Source organism: Mucilaginibacter metallidurans (assembly GCF_003286435.2).
Taxonomy (GTDB): domain Bacteria; phylum Bacteroidota; class Bacteroidia; order Sphingobacteriales; family Sphingobacteriaceae; genus Mucilaginibacter; species Mucilaginibacter gossypii.
Map to the genome: position 1 here is coordinate 3,686,989 of NZ_CP043449.1, position 17,317 is coordinate 3,704,305.

Genomic DNA, 17,317 nt, shown 5'->3' on the forward strand with positions numbered 1-17,317 from the left:
GCAAATTTAACAACACGGTCAATTATGTAATAAATGCCAAATAGCATATTTTACAGCTAATTTAATAAGTATAATCGCTTGCTGCACCTTCTTCTACAAGTTGTGTAAGCAAAGCTTTCAATACAGCTTCGCGGGTCCATTGCTGTTCGGGTGACGAGGCGTCCTCTTTATACCATTGCAAGGGGGTGTTAATTTCGATGCGGGCCTTGTAGGCAAAGTTTTTGGTTGGGTGTAATTTGGTACCCTCGTAACTATTCAGATTTTCGGCTTTAATGATCCGGGCAAGGTCACGGATTCGGATATCTACCTGAAGGCATTCATCAATTGAGTTTTTAAAATCCTGTTTATCCTCCAGCCACAAAGTAAGCACTTCATCGGTAATATCGTGTTCGGCAATAGTTATCCGGCTGTAATCATAATCAACCGATATAATAAGCCACCAAAGCTGGCTTTTAAGTTTTTGAGAAATTTTTATCATGATAATTAGTGTATTGATTTCGTATTATTTTAATTGAGCATTTTAGACCGTAATACCTGCAACCAGGTTATGACCGTTTAAAAGCGGGCATCCATCCCGGCATATATTTTTGGATAGCAGCAATTTCATCTCTATATTTTTCACATGCAGTTTTGTAACCCTCAAAGCGCTGCAAAGCCTCATGTTCATTCAAAGTATCTCGATTATTTTGATTGTTATTACTTCCTGTCAATTGCCGCAGGGCCGAAAATACTATATGCATGGTGGTATGATATTGATTATTTATTGATATTATTTCTTGATTTTAAATTACAGAATATCGTACTTTAACAAAAGAATACTCTTTATAAAACGAAACGAACATTTTGATTTGTAAATAATATGACTTACATTAGCGTTTATCAACGAAACAAATATACAGAATAATCTTTATTATAATCAAGAAAAATCTTTAAATTATTTTCATCATGGAAGACGAGATAAAACCAAACAAAATAAAGATTGTACGGCCCGAAACATTGGAGTTTATCATACTTTACAATCAGCTTAAGGGAAAAGCTTTTAACGGAAATGCTCAATTAGCTGAAGCGTTAGGCTTTAACTCGCCAAGCTCGATCACTGAAATAATAAAGAGCCGACAGAACATAGACCCAGAAAAACTCCGTATTTTTAAAGAAAAATACAAAGAATACATAATCGGAGACAAAAAACAGAATTTCTCTGAATCAAAGCCTGTATCCAAACACAGTGAGGGCATACCTATGTATGAAATTTCTGCAACCGCTTCAGGCGTAGAAGTATATAACGACATTAATGATTCACAGCCGGTTGGTCATATGAATTTCCCGGGCATTGAGGATTGCGATTTCGCACTTCCGGTTTGGGGGCACAGTATGTACCCATATCTTGAAAACGGCTGCTGGGTTGCACTAAAAATAATTCATGACAAAAAGATCCTACCCGGCGAGGTTTATTACATCGAGTGGGGGGATTACCGAATGTATAAACGCCTGCTTGCAGGGGATAGCCCTGATGAAGTAATTGCACATTCAGATAATACAACCGAAATGGTTGGCAACCGGCTCAAATATGCCCCATTTATTATAAAAGTAGCCGACATCAAAAAACTTTGCCTTGTTAAAGACATCCACAAAAAGCATAACCATTAACCAGCATGGCGGTAGAATTTATTAAAAGAACAACAAATTCCACCGCCATTGTTGCCTGCCCGGTGAGCGGTTATCATACCTATAAATTAACATCCAAACAGTATTATAAAACGGCCCACAGCGAAATAAGCCGATTATTTATTACAAAAATCAAGCTATCATAGCTTAAAACTTCGTTATTTTTAATTACAATTTGCTTGACAGATAAAATGATAATCCGGCTGGCTACCCTCAATGATATACCGCAGATATTAGCTTTTGTAGCTGACGCAATACCTGGCATGAAGGCAGCAGGTAATTTTCAATGGGATGATGACTACCCCAATAAACAAGTATTTACCAGAGATATTAACCTTAACCTGCTTTGGGTAGCCGAAGTTACAGGAGCAATAGCAGGTGTGGCTGCCATAACTACCGATCAGGATGCAGAATATGCACAGGCCGGGCTTGATATCGACGAAGCTGCCATAGTTACGCATCGGCTTGCTGTAAACATTAACTACCGGAGCCGGGGCGTCGCCACAGCACTTCTTAAGCAGGCCGAACATGAAGCTATACAGCGCGGAATAAATATATTACGAATTGACACCAATATTGCGAACCACGCAACGCAAAAGCTGTTCCCAAAGATGGGCTATGTTTTGGCGGGCGAGATTAGCTTAGATATAAGGCCGGGCTTAAGATTTTTGTGCTACGAAAAACGACTCAATAACAAACAATAACAACCTATAACAGCGACCCGGCAGGGTTAAGCTATTTACATCTATTCAAAACTTCACACATTTACACAAAACTTACAAGCATTTCTCAATAGTTATTCACAAATGGGCATTTTATCAACAATGCCTTTTTAGTTTATTTTTTATTCAATTATATTTATAGTAATTATAAACCGCAGGCCTCTGCCGGAGTGATAAAGTTGTAATAAAAAGAGAAGAAGATGGAACCTATCATGATACTGGTAATCGCGGCTATTATTGCTGCCATAATTTTAGTTGAATTTAACAAACGGCAAAACACAAAAGCTGGCGATAGTAGTCATATAACCGCCGATGTGCAACAACTATACCTGCTTAAAGCTGCAGAACATAAAATAGAAGTAATTGAAGATTTACAAAAGAATGCTACTAACACCAACAATGCCATTGTAACAAGTATTGAACAGGAGTTGACACGCTTAACAGGGGCTTTTGAAAAAGGCGATATCAAATTGAAAGAATTTAACCTCAAGCTTGACAGCTTACTTAGTAACCTCGATGTTAACAATTCACTGGCACAAGCATCATAAACAATAAGTTACTTAATTGCGCCGGCTTGCATATATCACTTTAAAAGTGTTACATACCCCGACAGCGGTTTCTTACCATCTTTAAGATCAACCACGTAATAATAAGTCCCGGCCGGCAGCACGTGCCCATTAAATTGCGCACGTAAACAGATCAATTTCAGGGCTGTTATTTGGAAAGCAACAAATTAGTTTAAATGATTTAAATTACAAAATCCGGCATCGCCAAAAACAAAAAAAGCCGGACTAAGCCGGCTAATATTTTTAAAAAGAAGAATAATGTTTTAGTTGGTATTAATTACGTCTGAAGCCACCTTTTTGGCCACCGCCGTTAAAGCCAGGACCTTTATCTTCGGCTACGTTAACCGTGATCCTGCGGCCATAATAACTTGCTCCATTCATGCAACGTATCGCTTCTTTCGCTTCATCCTCGTTAACCATCTCCACAAAACCAAAACCCTTACTCTCTTTTGTTTCGCGATCTTTAATAATCCTGAGCGATTTAACCGGCCCAAAATCACCAAAAACAGCTGTTAATTCGGCCTCATCTACTTCTAAAGGAAGACCTGCAATAAATACTTTCATCAATGTTTTTAAAATTTGCGTAAAGGTACAAAAAAAGAGCCGGATTCCTGCCTCGCCCAGCACTAATGATCATCAGGTAATGGCTTTTTTACCTTCATATTACTGAATAAAATTTCCAAACCAAATGTTAAAAACAGAACCGGATTTTATTTGAGTTGTAGCTCGAAGCTTCCCTCAACGCGGTAAAAAGGAGAGTCAGACTTATCGTCTTTAGCTAAAAAGGTAAAGAAAGTACCTTTAGCAATCATATTTTCGTGATTATACTGATCTATATCAATCTTACCAAAATCCTGTTGCCCGGCATATTTGGTCAGGGTATATTGAAGTAATGGTTTTTTTTCATCAACCTTAAACAGAAACTGGCTTCCGGCTACGTCGCTGCTGGCTTTCACCGAAGCCAATCCTAACGAACTGATGCCAAAACTCATGTTATGCGCTTTATTGATAGCTGTGATGCCAAAGTATTTGTTATCGCCATTATGCACGTTTATGAATGCAATTGAATCCTGGCTGGCATCGAAAGTGTAAGTTGAATCTTCGATGGTAACTTTTAAAGTACCTTTGCCTGCAAGAAAATTACCCGGAGTATTGATAATGTTTACTGACGATACGCTGTCCTTACTGCTTGATGTTTTAACCGCGCTGATATCTTTCACTTCCTCGTCTTTTTGGCAGGAAGTTAAAGCCACCGAAATGGATAAACTTAGTAAAACAAACCATTTAGTAAAACTGGTACGTATCATAGGCTTACTGGCGAATAAACATAGCAATAAATAATTACAAATTTCATTAAATATGGTTAAACGAATTAATTTTTTAACTTTTTTTAACCTTTATATGAATATACGTCAATAGTCATGCTAAAGTTGCCGGTTTATGCGCGGTAATGCACTTTTAATAAAAATGCAAAAAACGGACAAGCTACGGCCTATTTTCAGGAATTTTCACCATCCAAAATGTAAAAATTAAAATACAAATTACAGACAATATACTGTTAATCAAATCAATATCGGCCAATTAAAACACTTCGCCCACATTAATAAACAAGCCTTTTGACCCTTCGCGCCCGAAACCATAATCAATGGCTATGTTTGTTTTGGATACCTTATTCAGTTTAACTCTTAAACCGGCTCCAAAACCAGGCTGCACAGTTTGCAAAGCCGTACCCGGTGCCGCCGAAAACGACTCGCCGTTTACAAAAGCTACCCCTCCAAGTAAACCATTACGGGTTATTTTAAACCGGTATTCGCTTTCAAGGTAAACCATTTGCGCCCCTCTAAACCTACCCTGTATGTATCCGCGTCCGGTAGTAAAGCTCGGGTCATGCCCTGTAGCGGGCAGGTCGAGATATGCCGGCCGACCATTAATTACCAGCCAATTGTATGACCAAAAGGCCAGCACGTTGTCCGAGCTTTCCGGAAACCTGAAGTATTTGCGCACATCAACAATTAAAGAGCGCCAGGCAGTTGTACTGCCTAAAAAAGTATAATTATCCCGGTACTGTAATGAGGTGTAGAATCCGCGCGATGCATTAATCGGGTTGTCGCGACTGTCATAGAGCCCGCTAAACGTTATCCCGGTTGATATAGCGCGGCTAACGGGGCCGTACCTTTCATAGTCGGACGTTTTTCCGTTTAACTGACCTTTCTCGTACATATTCCACCTGTCATCAAAAATATACCCCAAACCGGCGTAAAAATTTCCGGATATATTGCGCAAAACAGTTTCATGGAAACGAAAAAAACTGTAAACCAGGGGATTTTCATTATCCCTGTCAGAATTACTGCCTAAGCCAAAACTGCTTTGCGGATATTTGTAAAACCTGAAATCGCCTATAAAATCATATTTGTTATTTTTCGACCATATGTTTGATTGGATGGGGACGATCACCTGCTTATTTTGAGTGTAAGCAGGGTTTACCGTTATAGTGGAGATCCGGGTATCGGGTGCTAACCTGAAAATCACATTGCCCGATATAGTACCCGCCAGCCCTGTTTGTAAAGTGTAACCTATAGCCGGAATAATTGATATTACCGGTTTTGAAGTTACAGAATCAACTTTGCCGGGCTTCTTGCTTTCACCAAAAATGGACCCTATAACGTCAAATATATCTTTTTCAAAAGTAGTGTCGGGATGGGTAACCAGTATTGTATCTTTATATTTAGTGTGCCCTATCGGGATGTATCTTTTATCCTGGGCGTGTACTCTGATACTTATGAGCAAGCCTGCAAAAATTAAAATGCTTGTTTTATTAATACCCATTATAATTATTCGATGCAGGAAAAGTAAAGGTTTATCCGTGCAATTATAAAATAATTATTTAAGTTATTTGTTTGTACAAGATTTTATTGCGCTTTAAGCCGCGGATCAAAAGTGAACTTATTTACACTGCTGATAGTTATTTTGTTATAATCGGGATGGGCCGGATTAAGTAGGTAATTATACTCCAGGTCAATAATTGCCGATGGCACTTTTAATACGGCCGTTTCCATTTTACGAAGCCAGGTATCACCAAGCAATTGAGTAACCGGGTAGTTAATTACCTTGTGCCAGTTGGCATTAAGTTTTTGGAGTTTGTTTACAGTGATTTCAAAAACAGGCAGGTTATCCGGTATCTGAAATATAATAACCGAAAAATCTCCGGCATATAAAGCAGTACCAGGCGAGTGCGCCAGTTTTTCAAGGCATGAAAGAGCAAGTGAACCGCCTGTATAGATCATATATTGCCCCAATGAATTCCATCGGCCGTCAATTCCTGAACCTTTGCGGTCATGGGCATACTTGGTTTGACTTATCCGGTAAACGTTCAAAAGATAGAAGGAAAGATTAATAACCTATTTAGTGATCATAAATTTGCGTTAAAAATGCAATCGATAATTCACTAAATCATTAATTCAATAATTATTTTTAGGCAAGCACACCGTAATCAATACGGATAAGCTGACTTATTACAATACCAATGCCTGTTATGGTATCGAGCAAATCAAATGGGATAGCATCAATACCCGGATTATAATGTTTTAGCCAGCCTTTAAACTCATCAAGGGAGCCAAAGGTATCCAGGCCTTTGTCAAAAAGCTCAAACAGTTGAATGATGTGCTCACTCAGCCCCTGGTTTAGCTCATGTGTACTTTGCAAATGCTTACGCAAAGTAGGCTCGGTTATATGCAACCATTTGGCAATATCACTTTGAGTAGCACCGGTTACCTTTAATAAATCAGTGATGGAATTTGAACGCAACCCTTGTTTTATAGCCCCAAGCTTAGCCAAAGGCGATTTAAAATAGGTTTCATAAGGCATCAGCAGATCATTAAAAACCTGCATAGGCGCATCGGTAAATACATAAGGGCGGGATGCAGCCTGCCCTTGCCGGCCTTCAATAGCTGTATTACGTTTAATTGCTTTGCTCATACACAAATGTAAATATTTTCTATTAAAAAAGAAAATATTTACATTTTATTCATTCCACCACTATGCCCATCCGCCTACATCTGCTTAAATAAAAAATTACCAATAAAATTAGTAATTGTGAAAAATATTCCCGACATTTGATTATTCATTTATGCCAATCGGCATTCAAAACATAATGAAGCCTGATATATCTTCCTTTAATAACGCCGCCCAGGTTGAGCGGCTTATTGACAAATATTTCGCCTATATAAAGGGGAAATATCATATTGAACAAAAACCGGTAAAAAACAGTAAAGACAATGCAGAAACTATTGAACAAAAGGTTTGGGACCGTGAACCCGAACCTGCAACATTATCAGGGCTGGCCCTTGCCCTTGGCTTTAGCAGCCGGCAGGAGTTTTATACATATGTACAGCACGGCCCCTTTTCACAGGCAGTTAAACAGGGCGTTTTACGCGTAGAAGCCTGCTATGAAGCCCATCTGCACCAAAATGTAACCGGGGCAATGTTCGCGCTAAAAAATATGGGGTGGAACGAAAAACATGATCCATTACCAGATACAGAAGCAGGGAACATTTTAACAGTAAAGGTTTTTAGCTCCGGCCCTCCTCCTGCCGGTAGCGAAAAAGAGGTAAAACTATAACCCCGGTACCCGTTTGCAACCTCAGCTATCAGATTAAAATCAGTAACAATGACCGATGAAGAAGTAATCACCGACATTACATTTAAAGAGCCGGAAGGTTTTCACTGCTCTGTCCTGTTCAAACAAAATTATCTTTCAACCGCGCATGTGGTAATTAACCAAGGAGGCACCAGCAGCGGTAAAACATTTGCCATTGAGCAGGCGCTGTTTTGCCTTGCCTGCGAAAACCCCAAACAGGTGATCACCATAGTTGGACAGGATATCCCTAACCTTAAAGCAGGCGCCCTGCGCGATGCTCTAAATATACACAGCTCTTCGCCAGTATTACAGGCAAAAATTAAAAGCTATAATAAAAGCGACCGTATTTTCGAGTTTCTCAACGGTAGCATAATTGAGTTTAAAAGCTACGACAACGGCCAGGACGCAAAATCCGGAAAGCGCGACTACCTGTTTATCAACGAAGCCAATGGCCTTACATGGGATGTATATACAGAACTGGCATTGCGCACTAAAAAGCGCATTTTTATTGACTATAACCCCAATACCGGCTTTTGGGTACATGAGCACTTAATTGGTAAACCAGGAGTACAACTTATAGTGTCCGACCATCGGCATAACCCGTTTTTAGGTCAGGAAGTACGTGATAAAATAGAAGCGTTAAAAACTGTTGATATTGAACTATGGAAAGTATACGCCCGTGGTTTAACCGGCAAAATAACCGGGCTTATATTTGACAACTGGTATATCTGCGAATCTATCCCGGCCGATGCCCGTTTGATAGCCCTGGGGTTAGATTTTGGCTTTACTAATGATGAAACCGGATGCATTGAAGTATATCAGCAAAACGGTGAATTGTGGGTAAACGAGTTACTCTACAAAACAGGCCTAACCAACACAGATATATCCTCAAAATTAAAAGAGGCCGGTGTAGGTTTTAACTGCGAAATTATTGCAGATAGTGCAGAACCCAAATCAATAGAAGAATTAAAACGCCTGGGATGGCGTGTTACAGCTGCAAAAAAAGGCGCCGATAGTGTTAAAAACTCTATTGATATCCTTAAACGCTACAAAATAAATATAACCCGCAATAGTACAAACCTGCGCAACGAGCTTAACCGTTATAAATGGCGCGTAGATGTAACAGGCAAAACCATCAATGAACCGGTTGACTCATGGAACCATTTGATAGATCCCTTAAGATATATCGCCCTTAATAAATTAAAAATAAACGGCACCGGAAAACTTCAATCACGCCTGCCGCACAAGCAAAGTATTCAACAAGCAGGGGCATTATACGGGCTGATCTAAACATCCATAATCAAAAACCACAAAACCGATACAGGCTTAATAGATATGACAGAACAAATATTAAAAACAACCCAGGGCAAGTTACGGGTCCGGATACCAACGCAATTAAATGAAGTAACCCTCGGCCAACTAATGGATTTGCAAGCCCGGCCCGATATAACAGATCTTGAGGCCATCAGCATACTTTCGGGCATACCGATTGCTGAGCTTCATAACATCAAAAACTATGATGACCTGCACCAGTTTGGCGATGCCGTGCTTTCTTTATCCTACCAGATTAAACACCTGTACAACAGTAACGAGATCCCCAAAGAGGTAATTTTTATGTTATCCCGGGACAGCGGGGCACCATTCCAAAAAACAAAGGTAAAAGTAATGCAAAACCTTTCGGTTGAGCCTGCCGGCGCTTTTATGGCAGCCCGCGATATCATAGCCGAAGAAATAAATGCTGATATAAAAACCCATGGCGAAGATGATTGGCAGGAACATTTTAATCCTTCATTAAATGCGTGCTGTCAGGTATTGGCGCAATACTTCTATTGCCGGGCAACAGGTAAAAAATATGACGAATATGAGGTAGAGAGCTTTATGGATGAAGTTAAAAAGCTACGGGTAACGGAGGCACTGCCCATCTCAAAGCATTTTTTTACCTGTTATCCCAGCTTATCGATGCCGAGAATAAGCTTTTGGCATCGGCTCCTACTATACTTGAAAAAAGGGCAGGGATCCAGTCGTTCGAAAAATTTAAATACATCAACACTGTAAACTCATTAGCAGGCGGCGATATTACCAAATGGGACTTGATCATGAGTATGCCATATGAGCGCTTGCTTACCAAACTGCTGCTTAACAAAACCGAAGCTGAATATCAAAAACGATATAGCGAGCTATCTCAAACTACAACTTAAAGTGCCTTATCCCTGCAAGGCAAAAACATCTAACCACCCCAAATCCAGGGATCGGGGCCTGAATTATTATGCGTAACCAAATAGAAGCTATTGTACAAACACTTAATGGCAACCCGGCATTTGCCTATGGCACCCATGCCGAACTGAATACCCTTGCAGATGATATCACCTTTCCCTGTGTATTTCTTTACCCCCTTCAGCCTATTGAGGTAAGTCCGCAGGTTAATGGCTCGGTTGATAATATGTTTACCGTTTATATGGAGTTTTTGCTCAAAACAGATTTTGGACAGTTCACCGCCGAAAATGAAACCTATATATCGCAGGCACTGCAAATGGCTAATCAATTTGTGGTAAAAGCCTCAAAATACAGGGAAGGCGAAGGGCGGTACTTCAGGGTTAAAGCAGGACAAAAAGCCAAATGTGTGCCGGTTTATAACAAATTTGATGTTAACACCACCGGTATTGGTTTAACCATAGCGTTATCGGCCATGTATTTTGATGCTTTTTAAACCCTCATTCTAACTAATAAAAAAATGAATATAACAGCCACCATTAATGAAACCATCAGCTCAACAACCTACCCCGATCAAAATGGGGGGCAAATTGACCAGGGCGATGTGTTCATCAGCATCATTGATGCTGATACCAGGCAGACTACCAATGGCAATAACTGCGAGGTTACCTATCAGCGTAACGAAAATGGGTATACAAGCAACTATACTGTTACGGTAGCCGGGCAATCGTTCCTGCTCTATTCGGGCATTATCAGAGACTATGAATACAGTCCTCAGGGAGATATGATCCGGAGCAATTATATATCATTCAGCATAATTGCTGTCAAAGCCGGTGACAATCCTTCCCCCAATCCCTCTGTTTGTGATCTGAAGATAAATTATATAGCTATCAATAAGATCGAGTCAGCCCCGGGAGCTGCCGACGCTCAGATTACAGTTAACGCGACCTCAAGTTTTGCATCCATATTGTATAGTATCGATCTGGGTGCAAACTGGCAGGCGTCTCCTGTTTTTACAAACCTAAGCGGAGGGTTAAAACACATACTTGTAAAAGACAGTAACCCCTTAGGCTGTACAGATACCGCGGAGGTTAGTATTTCAACATCCACCAATCTGTTAACCGGTGATCCTTCGGTAATGCTCCCCGATGGATATGTATCACGCTGGAGCGCAGCATTCAATCCTATTGTGTTTACCTATCAAAGAAAAGATTTCACGATTAAAAGCATAACAGCCGACAGCGAAAAAGGACATGCCAGCATCAGTGTTAACGCCAATTTTAAAGATACCAATACGGGGCTGGTTAAAGTCAAGGAAGGGGATAAAATCTATCTGAAGTCAAACGCTTATAAAGGAGTTTATACCATTGAAAAAGTAACAGGCACTAATAGCATAGTGATTGATACTCCCTTTATAAACGGTGAAACTACCGGCTTTATCAATATCAACAGCATGTACCCGTATTATGAGTTGCATACACGGATTACTTATACCGATCCGCTCACCGGTATACAATCAACCATAAAATCAGTAAACCGGCCGGATAATACCGGCTTAGTAAAAGCAGACCTGTCAAACTTTTTACAGAGCTTGCTACGCCCGGCCGACGGTAGCTATATACAATAGTGACCCAAAGGTTTATTGTTATGTAGTGTGTTAAAAATGTGTTGAAATAAGTAATAGCTTTGAATAGGCGTAATAATGCTGCTAAAATATGGGCAATGAAATTGTTAGAACAATAGACCAAGGCGCTATTGAGTTAAGTAATAAAGTTGAAAAAATAGCCAATAGCATATTACCACTACTTAACGGGCTTACTGCTTATGAGTGTGAAAGAGTGTTAAGTAAGGCAAAGGCTATAGTATTTGAGGAAATACCTATAAAAATTGAATGTGAGGAGATTTAATTTTTCCTGTTATACTTTCTATTTCGTATCCTAAATTAATTTCACAATCTTTCTTTAGATAGAGTTGGTAATCAACACCCGACAAATGTTTATAGGCTGCAATACTTTCTATTGGAATAAGTATTTCTGTTTGGCTGGATGATGGTAGGTTATTGGCCGTTTTTCTCTTAACAATAGCCCTTATTACATTAATTGGTAATCCCATGATTTAAAGTTTAGGCTAACAATATACCTGTTAAATTCAATTTTCTTTCTATTTTAGTGGTGATTAAAATATTGTAGTATTTAATTCTCTGCTTCACTAAATTACCACACGTTAGAATAAAGCAAAGGAGAATGATAATAGTACGCTGTTATGGCGTAACTGTATCATTTTGCTTTGTTAGGCCGTGGTAAGCCTTGTGATGGCGTGATATTAGTTACGCCTATTTTTATTAATACCATCACACAATTACCACAACAAATGAAATTACCTGAACTGGCCCGTAAGCAATGGATAACAATATGTGTTGCATTACTTTTCTTAATCACCAATCCCTCACCTAATACATTCAAAGATCACATTGGTAACCGTAGCCAGTATGGTATTCGCCGGGAATGTAATCTCTTTGTATGTAGTGTATATATAAACTTTGGCAGCACGTACTTAGGGCTGTTAGGTAATTTCATTAAGATTAGTTAGTGATGATAGTATTAGATTACCATTGGCTTATAGAGCGTGTACTAATGCTTATAGGCTATTTGCTGTGGTTTTATGTGGCTTATGCTATCACAAGGCAGTATTTGATTGTAACGCCCGAGGATCGGTTAATACAGATGCAGGTTAAACTATTGCTGTTAGGTTTGGTAGTAATGTTGGTAGTGTGTTTGTACTTTGGGAAGATACACTATTACGAGCAGTTGTTAATAAACATGGTGATAGGATATTCCGGGATGAGATACAGCATAAAGTTAAACAAAGAAATTAGAGCCTAAGTAATTAGGCTTTTTTTATGCAGTTATGATAATAGAGATAAAGATGGTGATATTAAAATGATAGATAGAACAAGTATAAGTATGTACTTTTATCTTGTCAAGTGTCAAGTGACAGTATTGTGTCACCTCTATTCCTATAGGAACAAATGTAGCTTACAATACATCTAATTACGTTAATTTACTGCACATTAAGTTACATTATGTCGTAATACACCCTGTTATGTATATTTAAATATACCTCTAATTTTTCTCTAAAATAAATTTGGAGTTATGCTTCTCAATCCTGTATATTTGACGTCATCAATCCGAGGCATTATGTACAACAATCAATTTATTTCAGAACTAAGGGCTCAAAGGCTAAATGTCCTTGAGCAATTAAAGCATATTGATGCTATGCTAAAGTTATATGGGGTTAATTTGGATGAAGAAGAAATACCTGCTTATAGTGGTATTGAGGCTTTGGTATATGAACGTCCATATAAAAAGGATGCAAGTAATAAAGAAAAGATTGCAGGCCTTTTAAAGCTAACTAATAGGTTTTTGAGTATTAATGAAATGACTTCATTAGTTATGGAGTTTGAGCCTAAATCTAAAGTTGAAGAGGTTAAAGCATCATTGAGTAGTGCTAAGAACATCTTATTAAAAGATGGTTCTATTGTTAAAGTTCAAGTTGGCACAAATAATAGCAATACTTTTTATGGTAGTCCTACATGGATAGATGAACAAGGATTTCCATTGCCTGAACATAAATATAGCGATGATGCAGTTCAGCTAAAGACAAAAATAGTGATATAAAAAACCGCTTCACTGATGTTTCCGAGGCATGCAAGCGAAGCGGTTTTAAAGATTTCAAGGTTAAGCTCCCGTAGTTCAATGGATAGAACAATTCCCTGCTACGGTTTTAATCTCGGTTCGAATCCGAGCGGGAGCTCTCTTACTTACTTCAAAGGTAAGTAGGATAATTAAATTATACAAATTAATTAGTCAATACTATTTATCATGGAGCAGGAGCACCCACCATTAGGTAAAACACTACCATTTAGAACCATAAATGATATAGCTATTCACTTTAGAGATAAAGCTGTATGTATTGAGTATTTAACTCAATTACGTTGGGCAGGTAATGTTAAATGCGCTCATTGTGGCCATGATAAAGTATATGAGTTAAAAGGTGCTTACAAGGGCTATAAATGCGCCAAATGCCGTAAGAAGTTTACAGCTATTAAGGGTACTATATTTGAAAACAGCCCTATTGAGTTAAGCAAGTGGTTCATGGCTATCTTTATCTTATCAACCCACCGGAAAGGTATTAGTAGTGTCCAGATTGCCCGTGACATTGGCGTAACGCAAAAAACAGCGTGGTTTATGATGCAGCGTGTTAGATATGCCTTTAAGATGAAATCATTTGAGAGTAATGAGAAAATTGGCAAATCTACATTCGATAATAAGGGTAACGAGGTTAAAGCCGTTGTTGAAGTTGATGAAACTTACATTGGTGGTAAGGTTGCCAATATGCACAAGCATAAGGCCGAGGCTATTGAGAAAAAAGGTTCAAGTAGTAAAATTGGCGTAATTGGGGCTATTGAAAGGGGAGGGAAAGTAAAGCTACAACCACTTAAAGCCACGGATCATGAAAACGTTATACCGTTCTTAGTTAAATCAGTTCATCAAGGCACAAAGTTAATGACAGATGAACATGTAGCTTATAACACTATGAATAGAGTTTACGAGCATCAAACTATTAAGCACATGCTTAAAGAATATGTTCGGGGTGAAGTACACACCAATACCATTGAAAACTTTTGGTCATTGCTTAAACGTGGTGTCTATGGTACGTACCATTTTATCAGTCCTAAACACGTTCACCAATATTTAGAGGAATTTGCATTCCGTTTTAATTCAAGAGAACTAACCGAGGCGCAAAGGTTCGATAAATTAATATCTTTGTCTAACTATAAGATTACTTACAAAGTATTAACGTATGAGCCAAAAGAAACGCAAGCAAACGCCTAAACCTAAAACCGATAAGATAAATCAAAAAATGGATGGATTGGGCATTGACTTTAATACTATGATGCAATCATTAGCCCAACCCACGAAAACAGTTAAAAACGAAAATAAATAAATTATTGCTGTTTCGATTTGTTATGAACAATGGAAAGATTTTTCATTGTTTCCTCATAGCCAGTCACTTTATTTATTTTAGAAATTTCAGATTTAATGCTTTTTAAGTTCATGTGAACATCTACAAAGTTTTCACCTGTATCTTTTGATAAAGCGTCTATTTTTTTATTGATTTCTTTAAAGTTGTCATCTATTTTATTGAGGCCATCGGAAAGGGTTTTTCGAGTAGCAGTAATATCTTTAATTAAATAAACAACAGCTTTAGACAAGCTATTAACAACTTCATCAAGTGATGGTTGGTTTGATGCGTTATCAGACATGGAGAGGTTAGGATTAAGTTTTAATCATGCAAATCTAAACAAATACTATTCCACATCAATAGATTTTAAAAAAGTTTTCAACAAATTATATGTTTTTAAATAGTTTTCATCTATAATATGTTGATAACTAAAATTATCTTAACATATACACATTCTTTTTACCCACTCTCTCAGCGGTTATCTTACCGCTCTTAAACATTCGGCTACATACATAGGTGATACGCTCAAACGCTCTCTTAGTGTCTTTAATGTGGCCGTCAATCCTCAATATATACTCTGTTATATCACTTGCATCACCTTTACCTATCTTACTCAAAGTAAATATTACTTTCTTCTCTGCCGTCATCTTAGGATTGTACATTAATGTTGATATTAACAAATCCTCATCAACTTCTAAATCCTCCATCATGTAGGGCATAGCATCCAGTATGTTTATCTCGCCTATATTTTCAAACGCTTTTATCGCCACTTCAACCCGGTCTAACTCCATTTTTAGCTTCACCCTACGCACTTTTAGTTGTGCTAAAACTTGTTCATCTGTTAAGTCCATTTTATAGCTAAAATTGATAAAAGCACAAGTTAATAATTCAAAATAGCATAACAAAACACAAGATTTTAACATGAAAATAGGGTCTAAGTAGTATATAAATGCCCGGCCGACAGCAACGATTATAACCAGGTTGATCATCGCGATACCAATCTCTGTGCCGCTTATACGGTTGAGTACGCCCAGCATTATGATGATGGTTCAAACGAAGGATTTACAAGCAGCTTCAGTCAAATTCAGTATCCGTACTGTGTAGTTTATGCGGCCAAACAACTCGGAGATAAGTATGGCGGCAATCTTGCTGCTTATGTTCCCAATATCAACTCACCCGCACAATGGATAACGGACTTTAAAGAGTCTGCATATTCGGCCGGATACCCATTTGATATTGGGTTCATCTGCACCGATGAGATGGCCGGCCTCCAACCCTATTGCCTGCTTACTTTGCTTGATATTAACCGGAACCCGCTACCCGGTGGTTCACAACCCGATTATTTGCAAAATGAGGATGATTCGTGGATCCTGAATGAAGATGGCAGCAAGTTTAGCATCGGTAACCAAACATCTTTTATCATGCCGTTAACAGGTCCAGCCGGCTTGCACCGGCTTATGGTTAATGCAAACTTCCCGGCCGTGGCCTATTACTTTAATATCCAGATCAGGTATGATGATGAAAATGGTTCGCATTCGTTAACCAAAGCACAAACTGTACGGATAGATGATGCTGTTGATGATAATTCAGTATACCTGAGATGGATCGGGCTTAGTGGTTCCTGGAATTACTATCGTTTTGTATTTAACCAGGAAATAAGTCTGGATGTTCAAAATGCTGTTATAATTAAAAACTTTGTACAAAACTGGCAAACCCAGGAAGGAATTGAAGAAGTGATCAGCAAAAGCGCAGGTCAAAAAATGAAGGTTATGGCCGAAGATCTTTCTGTAAATGATATCCGCGGGCTGCAGTCAATTAAATATTCGCCGAAGGTACAAATGCTGGTAAATAAAAATCCCGTCAGGTGGCAAACCATTGTGATAAATACCGCTACCTACAGCGAATATGAAACCCGCAACGGGCAGGCCCCGTTTAGCATAACGTTCAACATGCCATCCATAAATATTCAAACCCAATAACCGTCCTATTCTTTCGTAAAACTAATGTTATCAACCCCATAGTAATAATCACCATCAACAGTTATACTACTTTCATAACTTACTTCAAGTGCATTTTCGGTAAGTGTATTAACGGTATAAGTGCCTTCATAAAATGCCGGTGTTGTTTTACTTATGATTAATATTTTATCCTTCAAGGTGTATTGATATTTAATAAGAGCTGTTTCGCCCGACGGAGTGCGGTTTGAGGTATAACCTGAACCATCATTATTAAAAATTTCAAAATCAGCAGCCGAGTAATCTGTACGGGCAGTATCTCTCAACAGTACATTGTTTTTATAACTGCGGGTATGATATTTTTTCAGGTACCATTTACCTGTAATAGTAACTGCAGGGTTAGCAGCCTTATCATCTTTTTTGCATGATACCAGGCAACATACCAATATGGCAATTATCAAAAGATACTTTACATGCATTGAATGCTGTTTCAGGTTAATTGGCCGGGATTATAAACTTAAATAAATTATTGATAAT

At 38.5% G+C, this 17,317-nt stretch carries 23 protein-coding genes and 1 tRNA gene; 13 read left to right on the forward strand and 11 right to left on the reverse strand.

What is annotated here, in order from left to right:
* Positions 1 to 61 precede the first annotated feature (61 nt).
* Positions 62 to 478, reverse strand: coding sequence for a hypothetical protein (locus DIU38_RS15655; RefSeq protein ID WP_090523766.1), 417 nt, complete (start codon positions 476 to 478; stop codon positions 62 to 64).
* 67 nt (positions 479 to 545) lie between these two features.
* Positions 546 to 740 (reverse strand): hypothetical protein, encoded by a 195-nt coding sequence (locus DIU38_RS15660; protein WP_112659034.1) that lies wholly within the window; start codon positions 738 to 740, stop codon positions 546 to 548.
* A gap of 205 nt (positions 741 to 945) precedes the next feature.
* Here DIU38_RS15660 and DIU38_RS15665 point away from each other — a divergent pair, with 205 nt between their 5' ends.
* The 3 genes from DIU38_RS15665 to DIU38_RS15675 all read left to right on the forward strand — a co-directional run bounded on the left by DIU38_RS15665 (position 946) and on the right by DIU38_RS15675 (position 2,935).
* Positions 946 to 1,647, forward strand: coding sequence for a S24 family peptidase (locus DIU38_RS15665; RefSeq protein WP_112659032.1), 702 nt, complete (start codon positions 946 to 948; stop codon positions 1,645 to 1,647).
* Positions 1,648 to 1,856: 209 nt separating this feature from the next.
* Entirely contained in the window at positions 1,857 to 2,369 is a 513-nt protein-coding gene (locus DIU38_RS15670; protein ID WP_112659030.1) for a GNAT family N-acetyltransferase, read from the forward strand.
* 218 nt (positions 2,370 to 2,587) lie between these two features.
* Positions 2,588 to 2,935, forward strand: coding sequence for a hypothetical protein (locus DIU38_RS15675; protein ID WP_091163240.1), 348 nt, complete (start codon positions 2,588 to 2,590; stop codon positions 2,933 to 2,935).
* Between the two features lie 291 nt (positions 2,936 to 3,226).
* Here DIU38_RS15675 and DIU38_RS15680 read toward each other — a convergent pair whose 3' ends face one another.
* The 5 genes from DIU38_RS15680 to DIU38_RS15700 form a co-directional block, all read right to left on the reverse strand.
* Positions 3,227 to 3,517: an RNA recognition motif domain-containing protein gene (locus DIU38_RS15680; protein WP_090523751.1), complete on the reverse strand. Its 291-nt coding sequence runs from the start codon at positions 3,515 to 3,517 to the stop codon at positions 3,227 to 3,229.
* A gap of 146 nt (positions 3,518 to 3,663) precedes the next feature.
* Complete coding sequence (locus tag DIU38_RS15685) at positions 3,664 to 4,260, reverse strand: hypothetical protein (RefSeq protein WP_112659028.1); 597 nt, start codon at positions 4,258 to 4,260, stop codon at positions 3,664 to 3,666.
* A 274-nt stretch (positions 4,261 to 4,534) separates the two neighbouring features.
* Positions 4,535 to 5,779: a BamA/TamA family outer membrane protein gene (locus DIU38_RS15690; RefSeq protein WP_112659026.1), complete on the reverse strand. Its 1,245-nt coding sequence runs from the start codon at positions 5,777 to 5,779 to the stop codon at positions 4,535 to 4,537.
* Positions 5,780 to 5,862: 83 nt separating this feature from the next.
* Positions 5,863 to 6,327, reverse strand: coding sequence for an RES family NAD+ phosphorylase (locus tag DIU38_RS15695; RefSeq protein WP_167516197.1), 465 nt, complete (start codon positions 6,325 to 6,327; stop codon positions 5,863 to 5,865).
* A gap of 97 nt (positions 6,328 to 6,424) precedes the next feature.
* Complete coding sequence (locus tag DIU38_RS15700) at positions 6,425 to 6,928, reverse strand: antitoxin Xre/MbcA/ParS toxin-binding domain-containing protein (protein ID WP_091163237.1); 504 nt, start codon at positions 6,926 to 6,928, stop codon at positions 6,425 to 6,427.
* 175 nt (positions 6,929 to 7,103) lie between these two features.
* Here DIU38_RS15700 and DIU38_RS15705 point away from each other — a divergent pair, with 175 nt between their 5' ends.
* The 6 genes from DIU38_RS15705 to DIU38_RS15730 all read left to right on the forward strand — a co-directional run bounded on the left by DIU38_RS15705 (position 7,104) and on the right by DIU38_RS15730 (position 11,707).
* Positions 7,104 to 7,571 carry a terminase small subunit gene (locus DIU38_RS15705; RefSeq protein WP_167516198.1) on the forward strand — a complete coding sequence of 156 codons (468 nt, stop codon included), beginning with the start codon at positions 7,104 to 7,106 and terminating at the stop codon, positions 7,569 to 7,571.
* A 48-nt stretch (positions 7,572 to 7,619) separates the two neighbouring features.
* The gene (locus tag DIU38_RS15710) at positions 7,620 to 8,879 is read left to right on the forward strand and encodes a PBSX family phage terminase large subunit (RefSeq protein WP_112659022.1); all 1,260 of its coding nucleotides are present in this window, start codon (positions 7,620 to 7,622) and stop codon (positions 8,877 to 8,879) included.
* Positions 8,880 to 8,924: 45 nt separating this feature from the next.
* Positions 8,925 to 9,644 (forward strand): hypothetical protein, encoded by a 720-nt coding sequence (locus DIU38_RS15715; protein WP_112659020.1) that lies wholly within the window; start codon positions 8,925 to 8,927, stop codon positions 9,642 to 9,644.
* Positions 9,645 to 9,855: 211 nt separating this feature from the next.
* Positions 9,856 to 10,296 carry a hypothetical protein gene (locus DIU38_RS15720; RefSeq protein ID WP_112659018.1) on the forward strand — a complete coding sequence of 147 codons (441 nt, stop codon included), beginning with the start codon at positions 9,856 to 9,858 and terminating at the stop codon, positions 10,294 to 10,296.
* Between the two features lie 24 nt (positions 10,297 to 10,320).
* Positions 10,321 to 11,427, forward strand: a complete 1,107-nt coding sequence (locus DIU38_RS15725) for a hypothetical protein (RefSeq protein ID WP_112659016.1) — start codon at positions 10,321 to 10,323, stop codon at positions 11,425 to 11,427.
* A gap of 88 nt (positions 11,428 to 11,515) precedes the next feature.
* On the forward strand, positions 11,516 to 11,707 hold the full coding sequence (locus DIU38_RS15730; protein ID WP_112658800.1) for a hypothetical protein: 192 nt from the start codon (positions 11,516 to 11,518) through the stop codon (positions 11,705 to 11,707).
* On the opposite strand, the gene DIU38_RS15735 is transcribed toward DIU38_RS15730, so the two are convergent.
* The gene (locus tag DIU38_RS15735) at positions 11,679 to 11,912 is read right to left on the reverse strand and encodes a hypothetical protein (RefSeq protein ID WP_112683133.1); all 234 of its coding nucleotides are present in this window, start codon (positions 11,910 to 11,912) and stop codon (positions 11,679 to 11,681) included. The two genes, DIU38_RS15730 and DIU38_RS15735, sit on opposite strands and share 29 nt — an antisense overlap.
* Positions 11,913 to 12,997: 1,085 nt before the next feature.
* Between DIU38_RS15735 and DIU38_RS15740 the strand changes: the two genes are divergently transcribed.
* The 3 genes from DIU38_RS15740 (at position 12,998) to DIU38_RS15750 (ending at position 14,695) form a co-directional block, all read left to right on the forward strand.
* Positions 12,998 to 13,477, forward strand: coding sequence for a hypothetical protein (locus DIU38_RS15740; protein ID WP_022833680.1), 480 nt, complete (start codon positions 12,998 to 13,000; stop codon positions 13,475 to 13,477).
* A gap of 64 nt (positions 13,478 to 13,541) precedes the next feature.
* Positions 13,542 to 13,613, forward strand: a tRNA-Ser gene (locus tag DIU38_RS15745).
* 68 nt (positions 13,614 to 13,681) lie between these two features.
* A complete protein-coding gene (locus DIU38_RS15750) occupies positions 13,682 to 14,695 on the forward strand; it encodes an IS1595 family transposase (protein WP_112658802.1) in 1,014 nt (337 codons plus the stop codon).
* 113 nt (positions 14,696 to 14,808) lie between these two features.
* On the opposite strand, the gene DIU38_RS15755 is transcribed toward DIU38_RS15750, so the two are convergent.
* Complete coding sequence (locus DIU38_RS15755) at positions 14,809 to 15,126, reverse strand: hypothetical protein (RefSeq protein WP_022833677.1); 318 nt, start codon at positions 15,124 to 15,126, stop codon at positions 14,809 to 14,811.
* Between the two features lie 133 nt (positions 15,127 to 15,259).
* Complete coding sequence (locus tag DIU38_RS15760) at positions 15,260 to 15,862, reverse strand: hypothetical protein (RefSeq protein WP_149354112.1); 603 nt, start codon at positions 15,860 to 15,862, stop codon at positions 15,260 to 15,262.
* Between the two features lie 222 nt (positions 15,863 to 16,084).
* Here DIU38_RS15760 and DIU38_RS15765 point away from each other — a divergent pair, with 222 nt between their 5' ends.
* On the forward strand, positions 16,085 to 16,804 hold the full coding sequence (locus tag DIU38_RS15765) for a hypothetical protein (protein WP_112654202.1): 720 nt from the start codon (positions 16,085 to 16,087) through the stop codon (positions 16,802 to 16,804).
* Between the two features lie 5 nt (positions 16,805 to 16,809).
* Here DIU38_RS15765 and DIU38_RS15770 read toward each other — a convergent pair whose 3' ends face one another.
* The gene (locus tag DIU38_RS15770; protein ID WP_112654203.1) at positions 16,810 to 17,259 is read right to left on the reverse strand and encodes a hypothetical protein; all 450 of its coding nucleotides are present in this window, start codon (positions 17,257 to 17,259) and stop codon (positions 16,810 to 16,812) included.
* Positions 17,260 to 17,317 lie beyond the last annotated feature (58 nt).

Bases quoted from the DNA above. Each gene is read 5' to 3' on its own strand.
- DIU38_RS15730 (WP_112658800.1), top strand. From the start codon at position 11,516: ATGGGCAATGAAATTGTTAGAACAATAGACCAAGGCGCTATTGAGTTA.
- DIU38_RS15675 (WP_091163240.1), top strand. From the start codon at position 2,588: ATGGAACCTATCATGATACTGGTAATCGCGGCTATTATTGCTGCCATA.
- DIU38_RS15750 (WP_112658802.1), top strand. From the start codon at position 13,682: ATGGAGCAGGAGCACCCACCATTAGGTAAAACACTACCATTTAGAACC.
- DIU38_RS15680 (WP_090523751.1), bottom strand. From the start codon at position 3,517: ATGAAAGTATTTATTGCAGGTCTTCCTTTAGAAGTAGATGAGGCCGAA.
- DIU38_RS15725 (WP_112659016.1), top strand. From the start codon at position 10,321: ATGAATATAACAGCCACCATTAATGAAACCATCAGCTCAACAACCTAC.
- DIU38_RS15755 (WP_022833677.1), bottom strand. From the start codon at position 15,126: ATGTCTGATAACGCATCAAACCAACCATCACTTGATGAAGTTGTTAAT.
- DIU38_RS15655 (WP_090523766.1), bottom strand. From the start codon at position 478: ATGATAAAAATTTCTCAAAAACTTAAAAGCCAGCTTTGGTGGCTTATT.
- DIU38_RS15740 (WP_022833680.1), top strand. From the start codon at position 12,998: ATGTACAACAATCAATTTATTTCAGAACTAAGGGCTCAAAGGCTAAAT.
- DIU38_RS15735 (WP_112683133.1), bottom strand. From the start codon at position 11,912: ATGGGATTACCAATTAATGTAATAAGGGCTATTGTTAAGAGAAAAACG.
- DIU38_RS15765 (WP_112654202.1), top strand. From the start codon at position 16,085: ATGGCCGGCCTCCAACCCTATTGCCTGCTTACTTTGCTTGATATTAAC.
- DIU38_RS15660 (WP_112659034.1), bottom strand. From the start codon at position 740: ATGCATATAGTATTTTCGGCCCTGCGGCAATTGACAGGAAGTAATAAC.
- DIU38_RS15700 (WP_091163237.1), bottom strand. From the start codon at position 6,928: ATGAGCAAAGCAATTAAACGTAATACAGCTATTGAAGGCCGGCAAGGG.
- DIU38_RS15720 (WP_112659018.1), top strand. From the start codon at position 9,856: ATGCGTAACCAAATAGAAGCTATTGTACAAACACTTAATGGCAACCCG.
- DIU38_RS15690 (WP_112659026.1), bottom strand. From the start codon at position 5,779: ATGGGTATTAATAAAACAAGCATTTTAATTTTTGCAGGCTTGCTCATA.
- DIU38_RS15705 (WP_167516198.1), top strand. From the start codon at position 7,104: ATGAAGCCTGATATATCTTCCTTTAATAACGCCGCCCAGGTTGAGCGG.
- DIU38_RS15770 (WP_112654203.1), bottom strand. From the start codon at position 17,259: ATGCATGTAAAGTATCTTTTGATAATTGCCATATTGGTATGTTGCCTG.
- DIU38_RS15670 (WP_112659030.1), top strand. From the start codon at position 1,857: ATGATAATCCGGCTGGCTACCCTCAATGATATACCGCAGATATTAGCT.
- DIU38_RS15710 (WP_112659022.1), top strand. From the start codon at position 7,620: ATGACCGATGAAGAAGTAATCACCGACATTACATTTAAAGAGCCGGAA.
- DIU38_RS15760 (WP_149354112.1), bottom strand. From the start codon at position 15,862: ATGCTGGGCGTACTCAACCGTATAAGCGGCACAGAGATTGGTATCGCG.
- DIU38_RS15685 (WP_112659028.1), bottom strand. From the start codon at position 4,260: ATGATACGTACCAGTTTTACTAAATGGTTTGTTTTACTAAGTTTATCC.
- DIU38_RS15715 (WP_112659020.1), top strand. From the start codon at position 8,925: ATGACAGAACAAATATTAAAAACAACCCAGGGCAAGTTACGGGTCCGG.
- DIU38_RS15665 (WP_112659032.1), top strand. From the start codon at position 946: ATGGAAGACGAGATAAAACCAAACAAAATAAAGATTGTACGGCCCGAA.